Below are 16,946 nucleotides of genomic sequence, written 5' to 3'. Positions count from 1 at the left end.
CACGCCCGCGTCGCCCTATTCCGGCAATCATCCGTGCAGCCCGTCCCAGAGCAGCTTCGCGCCGAGGAAGACCATCAAGAGATAGATGAGGACATAGAAACGTTCGGGATTCATCCGCTTCATCCAGCGCACCGTCAGCAGCGTCGAGACGATCGCGAGCGGCATCAGCAGCAGCGCCGCGACGACGACCTCGTGCGGAAAGGCGCCGAGCGCGAGATAGGCGGGCACTTTCATCCAGTTGACGATTGCGAACAGGATCGCGCTCGTCCCGATGAAGGTCAGGTGCGGCAGCTTGCGCGGCGTCACCCACATCTGGAACGGCGGTCCGCCGGCGTGCGCGATCTGGCTCGTCAGCCCCATAATCCCGCCGAAGATCGTCCCGACCCAGCCGGGCGAGGTCGACGCCGCGACGACGCGTCCGCCGCGCTCGACCCACAGGCGATAGACGCCGAACGCCAGCGTGATCGCGCCCAGCGCCATCATCAACTGCGCCTCGTTGACCCGCTCGGCATAGAACCAGCCCGCCGCGACACCGACGGCGGCGCCGGGCAGCATCCAGCCGATGATCCAGCCGTCCCATGTGTGACGAAAAGCCCAGACGCTGATCGCGTCCTGCACGATCAGGATCGGCAGCAGCACCGCCGCAGCGGTCGCGGGCGGCAGGACGAGCGCCGCGAGCGGGGTTGCAAGCGCGCCGACTCCGGCCAGCCCGCCCTTCGCCATGCCGACGAGGATCACCGCCGCGACGAGCACCGCGAGCGTTGCCGGGTCGGCCAACAGGCTCATGCGGCGGGCGCCTCCGGATTGTCGGGCAGCCGCCAGTCGATCGCCCCGCGCCCGTGCGTCTCCAAGAAAGCGTTCGCCTGGCTGAAGGGCTTCGACCCGAAAAAGCCGTTGTGCGCCGACAGCGGCGAAGGGTGCGGCGCGCGCAGGATCAGGTGCGGGCTGTCCGCTCCAAGTCCCGGGACATTGGCAGCCTTGCGCTGCGCGTGGCTGCCCCACAGAATGAAGACCTTCGGCGCGGGGTCGGCCGCGACGGCGGCAACCGCGGCGTCGGTGAACTTCTCCCACCCTTTGCCTTGGTGCGACGCCGCCATTCCGGCTTCGACCGTCAGGCAATTGTTGAGAAGGAGCACGCCCTGCTCGGCCCAATGCTTGAGGTATCCGTGCGGCGCGGGCGCGATGCCGAGATCGGCCTTCATTTCCTTGTAGATGTTGACGAGGCTTGGCGGCGTTCGCACCCCCGGCTGGACCGAGAAACACAGCCCATGCGCCTGCCCCGGCCCGTGATAGGGGTCCTGCCCCAGGATCACGACGCGCACATCCTGCGGCGGCGTCGCGTCGAGCGCGGCGAACCAGTCGCGCGGACGCGGATAGATCGCCTTTCCCTTGTCGCGCTCGCCCGCGAGAAACGCCTTCAGCGCCGCCATATAGGGCTGCTCGAACTCGCCGCCGATCGCGGCGAGCCAGTCGGGATGCAATTTGACCTCGGCCATGTCCGCGCTTCACCAGAGGCATCGCAGCTTGTCCAGCGCCTTTCCCGCCGCTAGGCACGGCGACGAACGAAAGGGCGGCTCCTATGGCGATCGGCGAGACATTGACCCAGCTCGAAGCGGTGGTGAACGACCGGCTCGCCGCCGGCGACGCGGGCGCATCCTATGTCGCGAGCCTCGCCGCGAAGGGCCGCGGCAAGATCGCGCAGAAGCTCGGCGAGGAAGCGACCGAAACCATCATCGCCGCGCTGACCGAGGACGATGCGGCGCTGACCGGGGAAGCGGCCGACCTCATCTTCCACCTCACCATCCTGCTCGCCGACCGCGGCCTCGGCTGGGACGCCGTCGCTGCCGAACTCGGTCGACGCCACGGCACCTCGGGCCACGCCGAAAAAGCCAGCCGCCCCCAATAGGAGCCTTCCATGCCGATCGACGCGACGCTTCCCTATGACGACAGCAATATCTTCGCGCGCATCCTGCGTGGCGAGCTGCCGTCGAAGACCGTCTATGAGGACGAATATGCCCTTGCCTTCCACGATATCAATCCGCAGGCGCCGCTGCATATCCTCGTGATCCCCAAGGGCCCTTACGTCAGCTGGGACGATTTTTCGGAGCGCGGCAGCGACGCCGAAATCGCCGGCTTCGTCCGTGCCGTCGGCAAGGTCGCGCGCGATCAGGGCATCGTCGCCCCGGGTTATCGGCTGCTCGCCAACGTCGGCTTCGACAGTCATCAGGAGGTGCCGCACCTCCACGTCCATATCTTCGCGGGGCAGAAGCTGGGTCCGATGCTCGCAAGGTAAGTGGGCAACCGTCCAACCTCGTCATCCCGGATCAAGTCCGGGATGACGAATGAAGTTGAATCCGTTTTCCGACTCTCCCCATTTTCGAGTCTGTCTATGCTGGCCGTCACAGCGCTTTCCCGCTTTGCGATTAACCGTGCGCGCTGCGCGGCGACGGGTGGACTCATGCACCCGTTTCCAGCAGGATAGCATTTCGGGTCAGACCGGGGAGACAAGGCATGCGGCACGGGTGGCGGGCGCTGGCGAAGCGCTATGCCGGCAGGATCAAGCTGGCGCTGATCGTTCCCCTCGGCCTCGCGCTCGTCGCCGCGGGCGGCGACACCGTCCCGCAGGTCACGCTCGCGACCCCCGGCTCGTCGGGCACCGGCGACGGCACGATCAGCCGCTTCACGCTGCGCTTCTCCGAGGACATGGTCCCGCTCGGCGATCCGCGTGCCAGGGCGCCCGCGACCCATGACTGCAAGGTCGATGCAACGAGCCGCTGGGTCGACACGCGCACCTGGGTGCTCGAATTCGAAAAATCGCTCCCCGGCGGCGTCAGCTGTCACGTCGAGCTCCGCAGCGACCTGACGACCGCACGCGGTGTCGGTGTCGTCGGAAACAGCCGGTTCGAGATCGACACCGGCGGCCCCTCGGCGCGCGCGGTGCTGGCGGGCGGCACCTATGACGGGATCGAGGAGGACCAGATTTTCCTCGTCGCGACCAACGTCGCCGCCGACCGCGCCTCGGTCGGCCGCTTCGCCTATTGCGCGGTCGACGGCATCGGCGAGAAGATTCCCGTCGACGTGCTCCCGCGCGACACCGCGGTGAAGATCCTCGAAGGCCTCGGCAGCGACTGGTCGGCGCAATCCTTCGCCTATGACGCGGGCCTGCCGCTGCGCCTGCCCGCCGCGGGCAGCGACCGCGATGCGCTGCTCGAGCGTGTCGTTCCGGTCAAATGCCGCCGTCCGCTGCCACCGGGCCGCGAGATGGCGCTTGTGTGGGACGCGCGTATTTCGCAGGCCGGCGTGCCCGGCCGCACCGCGGGCCGCGACCAGCGGTTCGACCATGATGTGCGCCCCGCCTTCACCGCCAAAATGTCGTGCAGCCGCGTCAATCCACAGGCAGGCTGCAACCCGCTGAAGGACGTCAATGTCATCTTTGCCGCGCCGGTGCCGCGCGAAACCGCGCTCGCCGCGACGCTCAAGACCACCGACGGCAAGAGCTATACCGCCAAATTCGACGACGACGACAAGAACGACAAATATCTCGAGCGCGTTCACTTCTCGGGCCCGCTATCGCAGAATGTCGACGCGACGCTCGTCCTGCCGGCAGACGTCACCGACCAGAGCGGCCGCAAGCTGCAGAACCAGTCGAACTTCCCATTGAAATTCCACATCGACCGCGCGCCGCCGCTGGTCAAATTCGCGGCCGAATTCGGCATTCTCGAAGCGTCGGAGGGCGGCATCCTGCCCGTCACCGTGCGCGGGGTCGAGGCGTCGATGGTCAGCAAGAACCTCAAGATGCCCGCAACGACGCTGAAGGTCGGCGACGACGATGCTGCGATCGCGCGCTGGCTGAAGCGCGTCGCCGATGCCGACGACACCGATTATCGCGAAGAAAAGAATGCGAAAGGCGAGGACGTCACGGTAAACTACACCGGCACCAAATCGGTGTTCGAGGACGCGCCCGCAGGCGGCGAACGCCGCGACATGCAGCTTTCGCCCGCCGCCGGCGGCAAGGAGTTCGAGGTCGTCGGCATTCCGCTGGCCGAAAAGGGCTTCCACGTCGTCGAGATCGCCAGCCCCGAACTCGGCGCGGTGCTGCTCGGCCGCAAGGCGACGCGTTATGTCGCGACCGCCGCACTCGTCACCAACATGGCGGTGCATTTCAAATGGGGCCGCGAAAGCTCGCTTGCGTGGGTCACCGCGCTCGACACCGGCCTGCCCGTCGCGGGCGCCGAAATCCGCGTGACCGACAGCTGTACCGGCCGCCTGCTCGCGCGCGGCACCGCCGACAAGTCGGGCCGCCTTGCCTTCGCGTCGACCCTGCCGCAGCCCGAAACCTATGCGAGCTGCGAGGACGACCCCGATCCCGCGAACAGCGAGGGCCACGCCCTGATGGTCAGCGCCCGCAGCGGCGACGATTTCAGCTTCACCCTCACCGACTGGGGCAACGGCATCCGTCCCTATGATTTCGACCTGCCTTACGGCTGGTCCGAACGCGGCGATATCCTCCACACGCTCTTCGACCGCGCGCTCGTCAAGGCGGGCGAGACGGTCCATATGAAGCATATTCTGCGCCGTCCCGTCGGGACCGGGTTCTCGACGCCGGGGCCGCTCGCGGGCAAGCTCCGCCTCGTCCATCGTGGTTCGGATACCGAATTCGAAATGCCGTTCGCCATCGACGCGAACGGCAGCGGCGAAACGGTCTGGAACGTCCCTGCGTCCGCCCCGATGGGCGACTATGAACTCGTTTTCGTGACCAAGGACAAGAAGGGCGAGGACAAGACAATCTGGTCGGGCCAGACGGTCAAGGTCGACGAATATCGCCTGCCGACGATGAAGGCGACCGTGACCGGGCCAAAGACGCCTCCGGTGCGGCCGACGACGGTGCCGCTATCCTTCTTCGTCGGCTATCTCTCGGGCGGCCCTGCGCCGAATATTCCGGTCGAGATCCGCACCAACTTCCGCGCCAGCTGGAACGCGCCCGAGGATTATCAGGACTGGGATTTCGACGGCCAGCCGGTCAAGGAAGGCGTGATTCAGCTCGACGACAGCGGCGAAGAACCCGAGGCCGAGCTTCCGCTCGCGCGCTCGGTTCCGCTGCGGCTCGACGCGAACGGCAGCGCCGCGACCAATATCACCGTCGATCAGCCGGTCACCCAGCCGACGCAGATGGCGGTCGAAATGGACTATGAGGACGCGAATGGCGAAACGCTGACGTCGAGCCGCCGCATCATGCTCTTCCCGTCGGCGGTGCGCCTCGGCGTCAAGACCGACGGCTGGCTGATGCGCGACAAGGATCTCCGCCTCAATTTCGTCGCGCTCGATTTGGATGGCCGCCCGATCGCGGGGCAGCGCGTCCAGGTCGCGCTCTACAATCGCGAGATCATCACCGCGCGGCGCCGCCTGATCGGCGGCTTCTACGCCTATGACAACCAGATGCGCACGACGAAGCTCGATGCGACCTGCGCAGCGACGACCGACAAGCTCGGCCGCGCGCGCTGCGCGATGGCGCCCGGCGTCTCGGGCGAAGTCACCGTCGTCGCAACCACGGTCGATGCCGACGGCAACGAGGCCCGCGCGGTGCGCTCGGTCTGGCTCGCGGGCGACAACGACTGGTGGTTCGGCGGCGACAATGGCGACCGTATGGACGTGATCGCCGAAAAGCCGCGCTACCCCTCGGGCGACACCGCCAGCTTCCAGGTCCGCATGCCCTTCCGCGAAGCGACCGCGCTCGTCACCGTCGAGCGCGAAGGCGTGCTCTCCAGCTTCGTCGTGCCGCTGAAAGGCACCAATCCGGTCGTGAAGGTCAAGCTGCCCGCCACTTACGCACCCGACGTCTATGTCTCGGTGATGGCGGTTCGTGGCCGCGTCACCGGCAACGAAAGCTGGTTCCGCAAGATGAAGCGCGCGGTGGGCTTCAAGATCGAGAATAGCGAGGGCGCGCCGCCCACCGCTCTCGTCGATCTCGCCAAGCCGAGCTACCGCCTCGGCATCGCGAAGATCAAGGTCGGCTGGGAGGGCCATCAGCTCGGTGTCAAGGTCAAGGCCGACAAGGTAAAATATGCGATCCGCGAGACCGCGAAGGTCGCGATCGAGGTGAAGAACCCGTCGGGCAAGCCCGCCAGCGGCGCCGACGTCGCCTTCGTCGCGGTCGACGAGGCGCTGCTCCAGCTCGCGCCGAACGAAAGCTGGAAGCTGATCGACGCGATGATGGGCGAGCGCACGCTCGACGTCCTGACCTCGACCGCGCAGATGCAGGTCGTCGGCAAGCGCCACTATGGCCGCAAGGCGCTCGAACCCGGCGGCGGTGGCGGCGGCGACCTTTCGGGGCTGACCCGCGAGGACTTCCGCCCCGTGCTGCTGTGGCAGGGGCATGTCCCGCTCGACGGCAAGGGCCGCGCGAACGTCGACGTCCCGCTCAGCGACAATCTTTCGGGCTTCCGCCTCGTCGCGATCGCCACCGACGGCTCGCAATATTTCGGGACCGGCGAGGCCAGTATCCGGACCGTGCAGGATCTCGGCGTCTATGCGGGCCTGCCCGAACTGGTCCGCACCGGCGACGTCTTCGACGCGCGCTTCACGCTCCGCAACGGCACCGACAAGGCGATGACGGTCACCGCCACCCCGACGCTGTCGCCTGCGACCCTCACCGCGCCGCCGCTCACCGTGACGATCCCCGCGGGCGCCGCGGTGCCGGTCAACTGGCAGGTGACCGCACCCGAACAGACCGGGCCGATCCAGTGGACTGTCGATGCGGTGTCGAAGGACGGCAAGGCGCGCGACCGCCTCGTCTTTGATCAGGTCGTCGAGCCGGCGATCCCGGTCGAGACCTGGGCCGCCAGCCTGTTCCGCGTCGGCCCGAACACGACGCTGCCGATCGCGATCCCCGCGGGCGCGCTGCCCGGCGGCTATGTCGACGTCGCGCTCGCCGGCACGCTCGCGCCGCCGCTTTCGGGCGTCCGCGACTATATGGCGATCTACCCGTACAACTGCTTCGAACAGTCGACCTCGCGCGCGATCGCGCTCGGCGATGTCGGCCGATGGCAGGCGCTGGCGGGGGCGATGCCGACCTATCTCGATAAGGACGGGCTGCTTCGCTACTGGCCGAACGAGCGGATGGACGGCTCGATCGAGCTTACCGCCTATGTGATGGCGGTGACCGCCGCGAACGGCTTCGCGATCCCCGACGCCTCGAAGGCGAAGATGGTGAAGGCGCTGCAGGCGGTCGTCGAAGGGCGGCTGACCCGCAAGGGCTATGGTCCCTACGACCTCCGCCCGATCCGCATCGCCGCGCTCGCGGCGCTCGCGCGCAACAATGCGTCGAGCCCCGCGCTCGTCGCGTCGATCGACACCAAGCCGATCGACATGGCGACCGGCACCCTCGCCGACTGGCTCGTCGCGATCGAGCGCACCCCGGGCGTCCGCAACGCCGCGGCGCTTCGTACCGCAGCCGAAGCCGAGCTGCGCAAGCGGCTCGTCTATGAAGGCACGCGCCTCGACCTCGTCGACGACGCCCGCGCACCTTGGTGGATGATGACGAGCGGCGACGAGATGGCGATCAAGGCGCTCGAAGCCGTGCTCGGGCGCAAGGGCTGGGAGGACGACGCGGGCAAACTGATGGTCGGCGTCGCGCAGCGCCAGCGCAAGGGCCATTGGGACACCACCCCGGCGAACGCCTGGGGCGCGGTCACCGTCCGCCGCTTCGCGGAACTCTACCCCGCAAGCGCGATCACCGGCGTCACCAACATCAGCCTTGCGGGCGGCACCGCCTCGCAAAGCTGGCCGCTGCCCGCCGAAACACCTTCGCCGCTTCACGTTGCGCTCGCCGCAGCGACGATGAGCCTGAAGCATGAAGGCACCGGCGCGCCGTGGGCGACCGTCAGCGTCAAGGCCGCGGTGCCATTGAAGGAACCGCTCAACGCGGGCTATCGGATCAAGCGCTCGGTCAGCGTCGTCAAGGCGGCGAACAAGGACCGTCTGACCCGCGGCGACGTGATCAAGGTGCGGATCGAGGTCATCGCCGCCGCGGGCCGGACCTGGGTCGTGATCAACGATCCGGTTCCGCCGGGCGCGACGATCGTCGGCAACCTCGGCGGCCAGTCGGAGATGCTCGGCGCGCAGGCGAGCGGGTCGAGCTGGCAGCCAAGCTACGTCGAACGCGGCAAGGACAGCTGGCGCGGCTATTACGGCTGGATGCCCGCGGGCACCCACGCGGTCGAATATGTCGTGCGCTTGGGCGGCTCGGGTAGATTCACCCTGCCCCCGACCCGCGTCGAGGCGATGTACTCCCCCGCAATCCGCGGCCAATGGCCGAACGCGCCGGTGACGGTCGCGGCGTCGGCGGAGTGATGGAAAACGCGCTTGAACTTGCGCCCCTGCGAAGGCAGGGGCCCATCTCCGGACGGCTCGATTTTGAACCGACCGGAGATGGGCTCCCGCCTTCGCGGGAGCGCGTGCTGAATTAGATGATGAAGCAGGCCCGCAAGTGGCGCTGGCAGGATGCGCTGGGCTGGCTCGCGCTCGCCACCCTCATCCTCGCCACCGCCGCGCATCTCCTCACCCGCCCCCCGGCGATGCCCGCCTACGAAACGGTCCGCGCCGACTGGAAGCCCAGCGAAGCCTGGCTCTACGACCGCGACGGCAGGCTCCTCGACAGCGAGCGCGTCGATTTCGAGCGCCGCCGCCTCGCGTGGGTGCCGCTGAAGGACATCAGCCCCGACGTCCGTAACACCGTCATCGCAGCCGAAGATCACCGCTTCTGGTCGCACGGCGGGGTCGACTGGCTCGCGATCGCGAGCGCGATCAAGACTCGCTGGACGGGCGGCAGGTCGCGCGGCGCCTCGACCTTGCCGATGCAGCTCGCCGCTTTCCTCGCCCCCGAACTCGCGCAACCCGGCCAGCGCGGCTGGCTCGCCAAGGTCCGCCAGATGCGCGCCGCGCAGGCGCTCGCGAGCGACTGGACGCACGAACAGATGCTCGAGGCCTATTTAAATCTGCTTCCCCTGCGCGGCGAGGTACAGGGGATTGGCGCGGGCGCGCAGAGCCTGTTCGGCAAGACCCCTACCCAGATGGACCGCACCGACGCCGCGCTTTTTGCGGGCCTGTTCCCCAACCCCGCCGCGAAAGCCGAAATACTCGGCAAGCGCGCCTGCCGTATCGCCAAGGCAGCCGATTGCAGCACGATCGACGCCGCCGCCGCGACGCTCGTCTCAGGCGAGCGTGCCACCCGCTTCGACCCCGGGCTCGCCCCGCACCTCGCGACGCGCCTGCTCGACAAGCCCGGCAAGCGCGTCACCACCACCATCGACCGCCGCATCCAGACCGCGGCGATCGTCGCGCTGCGCCGCCAGCTCGCGGGCCTCGGCTCCGACCGCGTGCGCGACGGCGCGGTCGTCGTGCTCGACAATGCGACGGGCGACGTCCTCGCTTATGTCGGCGGCGTCGGCCTCAAATCGACCGCGGCCGCGGTCGACGGCGCCAACGCGCCGCGGCAGGCGGGCTCGACCTTGAAGCCGCATCTCTATGCGCAGGTGATCGAGCATGGCTGGCTCACCGCCGCCTCGATCCTCGACGACAGCCCGGTCCAGCTCGACACCGCCTCCGGCCTCTACGTCCCAAAAAACTACGACCACAGTTTCAAGGGGCCGGTCAGCGTCCGCCACGCGCTCGCCAGCTCGCTCAACGTCCCCGCGGTGCGCGCGCTCGTCATCGACGACGTCCAGGAATTCCGCGACCGCCTCTGGGCGCTGGGCTACCACAGCCTCGTCGAGGACGGCGAATATTACGGCTTCAGCCTCGCGCTCGGTTCGGCCGAGGCCAGCCTCGTCGAGCAGGCCAACGCGTTCCGTACCCTCGCCAATCAAGGCCTCTGGTCGCCGGTCCATTTCCGGCCCGGCGAGGAAGACCCCGAATCCCGCCGGATCGTCAGCGCCCCCGCCGCCTTCATCGTCGGTGATATCCTCGCCGATGCGTCGGCGCGCGCCGACGCCTTCGGCGCCGATAGCGCGCTCCGCCTGCCTTTCTGGGCCGCTGCCAAGACCGGCACCTCGAAGGGCATGCGCGACAATTGGTGCATCGGCTTCACCGACCGCTACACCGTCGCGGTCTGGGTCGGCAATCTGGAGGGGGATTCGATGCGGGCGGTGTCGGGCACCTCGGGCGCAGCCCCCGTCTGGCGCGACGTGATGATGGCGCTCCACGCGAGCAGCCCCGGCAAGGCCCCCGCAATGCCTGCGGGTGTCGAGGTGCGCCAGATCAGCCTCCCCGGCACCCGCGAGCCGCCGCGCCGCGAGTATTTCCTGACCGGCACCGCGCAGAGCGAACTGGCGGCCGCACCGCAGGCCGCGCGCCGTCCGCGCATCACCAGCCCGGTCAGCGGCAGCGTCTATGCGCTCGATCCCGACATCCCGCTGGATCGCCAGCGCCTCGCGGTGATCGTCAGCGGCGACGTCCCCGGCTATCGGCTGATCCTCGACAAGCGCGTGCTGGGCGACGCCGACGGCGGGCAGCAGATATTGCCGCGCCCCGGCATCCATATGCTGACCCTCGTCGATCCCGGCGGCAAGCCGATCGACCGTGTCCGCTTCACGGTGCGCTGAACTGCGACAAAGCCCCTGTCACACGTCTGAAATTAAGTTGCGCTGACGCGCAGAGCCTTTAGTCTGCCCCGCCAGGAGAAGGCCCGCACCCGGGCCCCAAAGGGGAATTTTGGATGATATTTGGTCGCGTCAAATCGCTCGACGCCATCTTGGCCACCGCCGAGAAAAAGTCGCTGCACCGATCGCTCGGTGCCTTCCAGCTCACCATGCTCGGCATTGGCGCCGTCATCGGCACCGGCATCTTCGTGCTGACCGCCGAGGCCGCCCAGAAAGCGGGCCCGGGCATGATGGTCAGCTTCATCATCGCCGGCCTCGTCTGCGCCTTTGCGGCGCTCTGTTACGCCGAGATGGCGGCCATGGTGCCCGTCTCGGGCTCGGCTTATACCTATAGCTACGCCGTGATGGGCGAACTGATCGCGTGGATGGTCGGCTGGGCCTTGATCCTCGAATATGCGGTCGCCGCGGGCGCGGTCTCGGTTGGCTGGTCCGGATATGTCGTCGGCCTGCTCGAGAATCTTCTCAGCATAGACATACCCGACACCCTCGTTGCCGGCCCCTTCGACGGGGGCGCGATTAACCTGCCCGCGATGTTCATCGCCGGGCTCGTGACGTGGCTGCTCGTTATCGGCACCAAGGAAAGCGCGACCGTCAACGCGATCCTCGTCGCGATCAAGGTCACCGCGCTCACCGTCTTCATCATCCTTGCCGTGCCGGTCATGAACAGCGAGCAATTCTCGCCGTTTGCACCGACCGGCTTCATCGGCATCTCGATGGCGGCAGCGTCGATCTTCTTCGCCTATGTCGGCTTCGACGCGGTCTCGACCGCGGCCGAGGAAACCAAGAATCCGCAGCGCAACATGCCGATCGGCCTGATCGGTTCGCTCGCCATCTGCACCATCTTCTACCTGCTCGTCGCCGCTGGCGTGATCGGCGCTCCGGGTCTCAGCTCGCAGCCGGTGACCGGCGCAGCGGGCGCAGTCCTCGATCCCGGCAGCCGCGAACTCGCCGCGCAATGCGCAACGCGCGCCGCCGAGGGTTTCAAGGATGTCGTCTGCTCGAAGGAAGCGCTGGCGTTCACGCTCCGCGAAATCGGCTGGCCGCAGATCGGCAATTTGCTCGGTCTCGCCGCCGGCCTCGCGCTGCCGTCGGTCATCCTGATGATGATGTTCGGCCAGACCCGCATCTTCTTCGTGATGAGCCGCGACGGCCTGCTCCCCGCCGCCTTCTCGAAGATCCACCCGAAGTTCAATACGCCGCACGTGATCACGATCATCACCGGCATCGCGGTCGCGCTCTTCGCCGCCTTCTTCCCGGTCGGCCAGCTCGCGAACATCTCGAACTCGGGGACGCTCTTCGCCTTCGCGGCGGTGTCGATCGCGGTGATGGTGATCCGCAAGACCGAACCCAACCGCCACCGGCCGTTCCGCACCCCCTTGGTGTGGATCACCGCGCCGATCGCGATCGGCGGCTGCATCTATCTGTTCGCCAGCCTCGATCACAAGAGCATCATCCTCTTCCTGATCTGGGCTGCCATCGGTCTGCTGGTCTATTTCGGCTACAGCCGCTCGCGCAGCCACGTCGGGCTCGGCCATGTCGAGGTGCATGAAGAGGATCCCGACGCGCCGCCGCCGCCGGTGCCGCCGGCTCCCTCGTTCAACGGTTAAGGGAAAGGGGGCTTCGGCCCCCTTTCTTTTTACCCGGTCAGTAAGGCGTCTTGGGCGCGGTTCCCGGCCGCGTGAACAGCTTGCCGCGCTCGGCCCAGAACACCAATATCAGACCCACGACGCCCGAGATCAGGAAGGCATAGGCAAGTGGCAGCGTCGTGCCGTCATATTGCTGCCCGATCAGCGCCCCGACGGTCGCCGCGAGCAAGGTCTTGGCGAAGCTCTGATACGACGACGCGACGCCGGCCATATGGCCGAAGTCCTCCATCGCGATCGATCCGAAATTGCTGCCGATGAAGCCGATCAGCCCGACGTTGACCATCATCAGCACCGTGAACATCCACAGCGTCTCGGCGCCGCTCAGCGCGACGAGGATCTGCACGATCGAGGTCGCCATGAAGGCAAAGGTCGCGCTCTGCGACACGCGCCGCGCCCCAAAGCGCTCGACGATAGCGGCGTTCGAGAAATTGGCGGTCGCAATGCCGAGCGCGACGCACGCAAACACCAGCGGGAACCAGCTGCGCGCATCGAAGATATCGGCGATGATCTGCTCGCTGCTGTTGAGATAGCCGTAGAGCGCGCCCTGCATCATCCCCGAGGCGATCATATAGCCCGCGGCGCGGCGGTGCCGCGTAACGGTCGCCCAGCCCGCAATCATCGTCTTGAGATCGAGCGGGCGCACGTCGTCGGGATGCAGCGTCTCGGGCAGGCGGCGCAGCCACAGGATCATCACCACACCCATCACCGCGAGGACGATGAAGATCGATCGCCACCCGGCGACGGCGGCAACCCCTGCGCCCATCGTCGGGGCGATCGCGGGGACGATCATGAAGACGAGGAAGATCATCGACAGCCGCTTCGCCATTGCATCGCCCGAGAAGAGGTCGCGGATGACCGCGACGACGATGACGCCGAGCGCGGCGCTGATGAGGCCATGGCCGAAGCGCAGCGCAAGCAGCATCGGGAAGCTCGTCGCGAGCCCGCAGCCGATCGAGAAGGCGACATAGGCGAACAGCGCCGGGACGAGCACGCCCTTGCGCCCGAAGCGGTCCGACAGCGGGCCATAGAGCAGCGAGCCCGCGCCGATTCCGAAAAGATAGGTGGAGATGACATATTGGCGGTCGTTGGCCAACGCGACGCCCAGCCCCTCGCCGATCGCGGGCAGCGCGGGCAGCATCGAATCGATGGCGAGCGCATTCAGCGCCATGACCATCGCCATCATGAACACCATTTCGCGGTCACCGGGCATGCGGGACCGCTGGGGGGATTCGGTCATTTTGTGCATTGCGGGAGGCCTATGCGCCCAAGCCGCCGCTTTGGATAGCCCCCGGCCTCAGAAAAGCTATGCAAAGCAAAAGGGCCGCCCCATCCGGGACGGCCCTTTCCGTTTCCGTGCGACCCGAAAATCAGGCCTGGCGCGTGCCGGTCATCGCCATCGAACCGAAGGCGCCGGCCTTGATCGTGCCGGTCAGCGCGTCGCCGTCGATCGTCGCTTCGCATTCGAGCGTCATCGGCATCGGCACCTTCATGTTCATGGTCCAGGTCAGCTTGTTGCCGTCGACCTTGCCATTCTCGACATCGAGCGAACCCATCGCGCCGGCGTTCTGGCCGGTGAAGCTGTCGCCGTCGCTCTTGACGGTGAAAACCGACTTCTGGTCGCCCATCGGCGACTTGGTTACGCACTCATAGCTGCCATCGACACCGGACATAGACTCTCTCCTACTGAAACTGATGTTAGTTAGCGGGTGTCGCTATTTCCACCGGCAGGCCCAGCCCGTCAAGCTGCGGTTTGACCACCGCCGCGTCGCCGACGACGACATAGACGAGATCGCCGGTGCTGAGCGCCTTGCGCGCCGCGGCGTCGATTTCCGCGGTCGTCATTGCCTCATAGGTCGCGGGCAGTTTCTCGTAATAATCGTCGGGCCGCTGGAACTTCACGATCTGGCGAATCCCGCCGAGCACGTCGCCCGAAGTCTCGAAGCTGCCGGGCAGCTCGCGGACGCTGCCGTTGACGGTGCGCTCCAGCTCTTCCTTGGTCGTGCCCTTGTCGCCGAGATAGGCTTGGATGTCGCTCTGGAACTCCCTGATCGAATCGCCGGTGCGGTCGGCCTGCACCGGCGCGATCGCGACCCAGGTCAACCGGTCGCTGTCGTTCGAGATCCGCGAGCGCACGCCATAGGACCAGCCCTTGGTCTCGCGCAGGTTCATGTTGAAGCGCGACAGAAAATTGCCGCCGAAGATATCGTTCGCGGCGCGCAGCGGCTCGATCTCGTCGCTGCCCTTCACGGTCAGTACCTTGCCCGCCATGATCACCGACTGCGGCGACTTCGGCCGGTCGAAGAGCAGGATGCGCGGCTTCGGTGTCGGCACCGGGGTTTCGAAATGCTTGGCACCCTTGGCCGATGCGGGCGCCTTCCAGTTGCCGAAAGCGGCATCGAGCTGCTTCGTCACCTCTTTCAGCGTGGTGTCGCCGACGACGAAAATGCGCGCATTGTCGGGCCGGATCCACGCCGAATGGAAGGCCGCGAGCTGGTCGCGCGTCGCCGCGGTCACCGCCGCCGTCGTCCCGAGGCCCGACGGCGGAATGCCATAGGGATGGTCGGCGCCATAGAGCACCGGCATCAGCACGCGGCTCGCAATCGCGTTCGGATTGTTGAGTTCGGCCTTGAGGCGATTGAGCTGCTGCGCACGAACGCGGTCGAGTTCCCGCGCGTCGAACGCCGGATTGCGGATATAGTCGGCAAGCAGGCCGAGCGAGGCGCTGAGATTGGGCCTCAGCGCGAACAGGCTGAACACCGTCTCGTCGGCGGTCGCCGATCCGTCGATCTGCGCACCGAGGCGCTCCTTCGCTTCGGCGAAGGCGATCGAATCGCGGCTCGTCGTGCCCTCGTCCATCAGGCTGAGCATCAGCGACTGGGTGCCGAGCGCGCCCCGCGGATCGGCGGCATAACCCGCGTCGAAACTGACCGCGACATTGACCGTCGGCACCGTCGCGCGGCGCGCGAAGACGACTTCGATCCCGTTCTTGAGCTTCGCGCGCTCGATTGCCGGGAAGTCGAGCGCTTTGAGGTCGGCGACGGCCGGAAGCTGCGAGCGGTCGGCGAACGACGTATCCATCCCGGTGTCGGGACCGACATCGCCGAGTTCGGGGTTCCAGTAGCGGTCGGGCGCAACCGCGCTGACCTTGCCTGCCGTGACCGCGCCGCCGCGGTTTTCACCGCCCTCGGTGCGTTCACCGGGCGTATAGGTAAGCGAGAAGGCCGGGCGCGACATCCATTTGCGCGCGATCGCGGCGGTCTGCTCGGGGGTCGCCTTCGCCAGCCGGTCGAGCTCGACCTTGTAATAGGCAGGATCGTTCGAATAGAGCGCGCCTTCGGCCAGCGTCACCGCCTTGCCGCCGAAACCGCCGACCGATTCGAGCCCCGAGATCGTCCCGCCGAGATAGCTCGCCGCGGCGCGCTGCAATTCGTCGGCGGTCGGCCCGGTTTCGAGGAATTTCGCGATCTCGGCGTCGAGCTTGTCGCCGACGACCTTCGGATCGACGCCGGGCTTCACATCGGCCTGGACGATCAAGATGCCCGCATCCTCGAAGGTTTGCGCGCCCGCGCCGACGCTGACCGCGACCGGATCCTTGCGTACCATCGCATTGTCGAGCCGCGACGAGGAAAGCCCGCCGAGTACCGCCGCCGCCATCTGTAGCGGCACCGCCTCGGCATCGTTCAGCCCCGGGATCGCCCACATGCGATAGATGCGCGTGGTGGGCACCAGATCCTTGACCTCCTTCGCGAGCGGCGCTGGCAGGGTCGGCACCGACGCCGGCGGCGCCTTCACCTCGGGTCCGCGCGCGATGTCACCGAACCATTCCTGCACTTTGGCCTTTGCAGTGGCGACATCGACGTCGCCCGCGAGGACGAGTACCGCATTGTTCGGGCCGTAATTGTCGGTGAACCACTTCTTCACATCGGCAAGGCTTGCCGAATTGAGGTCGGCCATCGAGCCGATCGTGCTGTGGTGATAGGGATGCCCCTTGGGGAAGAGATTCTCGAAAATCTCGTAGCGCAGCAGGCCATAGGGATTGTTGTCGCCCTGGCGCTTCTCGTTCTGGACGACACCGCGCTGGTTATCGAGCTTCTCCTGCGTCACTGCGCCGAGCAGATGCCCCATGCGGTCGCTTTCGAGGAACAGCGCGCGGTCGAGCGCGCCGGTCGGCACCGTCTCGAAATAATTGGTGCGGTCGAAGCTGGTCGTGCCGTTGCTGTCGGTCGCGCCGACCTGCTGCAGCGGTTCGAAGAAATCGCCCGGCGCATTTTCCGAACCGTTGAACATCAGATGCTCGAACAGATGCGCGAAGCCCGTCTTGCCCGCGGGTTCATGCTTCGACCCGACGCGATACCAGACCGACACCGCGACGACGGGCGCCTTGCGATCCTCGTGGACGATGACGCGCAGGCCATTGTCGAGCGTGAAGCTCTGATACGGAATGTCGACCGCCTTCACGAGGTCGGCGACGGGCGCGGGTTTCGCCTCCTTTGCCTTGGCGAGCGCGGGGCCCGCGGCGACGAGCGAGGTCGATAGGGCGAGGACGAGGGCGGCACGGGGAAAACGGGGCATGAACTTCCTCTTGAAGCAAGGCCGCGCGAACGCGCGATCGGGGTGCCGGACGGCACTGTATCAGCGGTTTAGG

Annotated in this window: 10 protein-coding genes; 5 read left to right on the top strand and 5 right to left on the bottom strand. The window is 67.0% G+C overall.

The window, feature by feature from the left end; all coding sequences use genetic code 11:
- Positions 1-27: 27 nt before the first annotated feature.
- Together QOL68_RS08155 and ung are read right to left on the bottom strand one after the other, a co-directional pair.
- Positions 28-786 (bottom strand): sulfite exporter TauE/SafE family protein, encoded by a 759-nt coding sequence (locus QOL68_RS08155; RefSeq protein WP_282949031.1) that lies wholly within the window; start codon positions 784-786, stop codon positions 28-30.
- Complete coding sequence (ung, locus tag QOL68_RS08150; protein WP_282949033.1) at positions 783-1,496, bottom strand: uracil-DNA glycosylase; 714 nt, start codon at positions 1,494-1,496, stop codon at positions 783-785. Before ung ends, QOL68_RS08155 begins: the two co-directional genes overlap by 4 nt.
- An 89-nt stretch (positions 1,497-1,585) precedes the next feature.
- Between ung and QOL68_RS08145 the strand changes: the two genes are divergently transcribed.
- The 5 genes from QOL68_RS08145 (at position 1,586) to QOL68_RS08125 (ending at position 12,262) form a co-directional block, all read left to right on the top strand.
- Entirely contained in the window at positions 1,586-1,906 is a 321-nt protein-coding gene (locus QOL68_RS08145) for a phosphoribosyl-ATP diphosphatase (protein WP_197410162.1), read from the top strand.
- A gap of 9 nt (positions 1,907-1,915) precedes the next feature.
- Positions 1,916-2,293: a histidine triad nucleotide-binding protein gene (locus QOL68_RS08140; protein WP_282949034.1), complete on the top strand. Its 378-nt coding sequence runs from the start codon at positions 1,916-1,918 to the stop codon at positions 2,291-2,293.
- Between the two features lie 218 nt (positions 2,294-2,511).
- Positions 2,512-8,349 (top strand): alpha-2-macroglobulin family protein, encoded by a 5,838-nt coding sequence (locus QOL68_RS08135; RefSeq protein ID WP_282949035.1) that lies wholly within the window; start codon positions 2,512-2,514, stop codon positions 8,347-8,349.
- Positions 8,350-8,468: 119 nt separating this feature from the next.
- Positions 8,469-10,598 carry a penicillin-binding protein 1C gene (gene pbpC / locus QOL68_RS08130; RefSeq protein WP_502957386.1) on the top strand — a complete coding sequence of 710 codons (2,130 nt, stop codon included), beginning with the start codon at positions 8,469-8,471 and terminating at the stop codon, positions 10,596-10,598.
- A 113-nt stretch (positions 10,599-10,711) separates the two neighbouring features.
- Positions 10,712-12,262, top strand: coding sequence for an amino acid permease (locus tag QOL68_RS08125; protein WP_204991972.1), 1,551 nt, complete (start codon positions 10,712-10,714; stop codon positions 12,260-12,262).
- 37 nt (positions 12,263-12,299) lie between these two features.
- On the opposite strand, the gene QOL68_RS08120 is transcribed toward QOL68_RS08125, so the two are convergent.
- From QOL68_RS08120 to QOL68_RS08110, 3 genes are all read right to left on the bottom strand, one after another.
- A complete protein-coding gene (locus QOL68_RS08120) occupies positions 12,300-13,511 on the bottom strand; it encodes a multidrug effflux MFS transporter (protein ID WP_282949038.1) in 1,212 nt (403 codons plus the stop codon).
- A 157-nt stretch (positions 13,512-13,668) separates the two neighbouring features.
- Positions 13,669-13,971: a hypothetical protein gene (locus tag QOL68_RS08115; RefSeq protein WP_204991974.1), complete on the bottom strand. Its 303-nt coding sequence runs from the start codon at positions 13,969-13,971 to the stop codon at positions 13,669-13,671.
- A gap of 25 nt (positions 13,972-13,996) precedes the next feature.
- A complete protein-coding gene (locus tag QOL68_RS08110) occupies positions 13,997-16,873 on the bottom strand; it encodes a M16 family metallopeptidase (RefSeq protein ID WP_282949041.1) in 2,877 nt (958 codons plus the stop codon).
- Between the last annotated feature and the right edge of the window lie 73 nt (positions 16,874-16,946).

This window comes from Sphingopyxis sp. Geo25 (assembly GCF_949769135.1).
Classification (GTDB): Bacteria; Pseudomonadota; Alphaproteobacteria; order Sphingomonadales; family Sphingomonadaceae; genus Sphingopyxis.
The sequence above is the reverse complement of the archived record's forward strand: the minus strand, read 5'-3'. Positions and strand labels throughout refer to the sequence as shown.

Excerpts from the sequence above, each read along its gene's own strand:
- QOL68_RS08155 (WP_282949031.1), bottom strand. The coding sequence starts at position 786 with ATGAGCCTGTTGGCCGACCCGGCAACGCTCGCGGTGCTCGTCGCGGCG.
- ung (WP_282949033.1), bottom strand. The coding sequence starts at position 1,496 with ATGGCCGAGGTCAAATTGCATCCCGACTGGCTCGCCGCGATCGGCGGC.
- QOL68_RS08140 (WP_282949034.1), top strand. The coding sequence starts at position 1,916 with ATGCCGATCGACGCGACGCTTCCCTATGACGACAGCAATATCTTCGCG.
- QOL68_RS08135 (WP_282949035.1), top strand. The coding sequence starts at position 2,512 with ATGCGGCACGGGTGGCGGGCGCTGGCGAAGCGCTATGCCGGCAGGATC.
- pbpC (WP_502957386.1), top strand. The coding sequence starts at position 8,469 with ATGAAGCAGGCCCGCAAGTGGCGCTGGCAGGATGCGCTGGGCTGGCTC.
- QOL68_RS08125 (WP_204991972.1), top strand. The coding sequence starts at position 10,712 with ATGATATTTGGTCGCGTCAAATCGCTCGACGCCATCTTGGCCACCGCC.
- QOL68_RS08120 (WP_282949038.1), bottom strand. The coding sequence starts at position 13,511 with ATGCCCGGTGACCGCGAAATGGTGTTCATGATGGCGATGGTCATGGCG.
- QOL68_RS08115 (WP_204991974.1), bottom strand. The coding sequence starts at position 13,971 with ATGTCCGGTGTCGATGGCAGCTATGAGTGCGTAACCAAGTCGCCGATG.
- QOL68_RS08110 (WP_282949041.1), bottom strand. The coding sequence starts at position 16,873 with ATGCCCCGTTTTCCCCGTGCCGCCCTCGTCCTCGCCCTATCGACCTCG.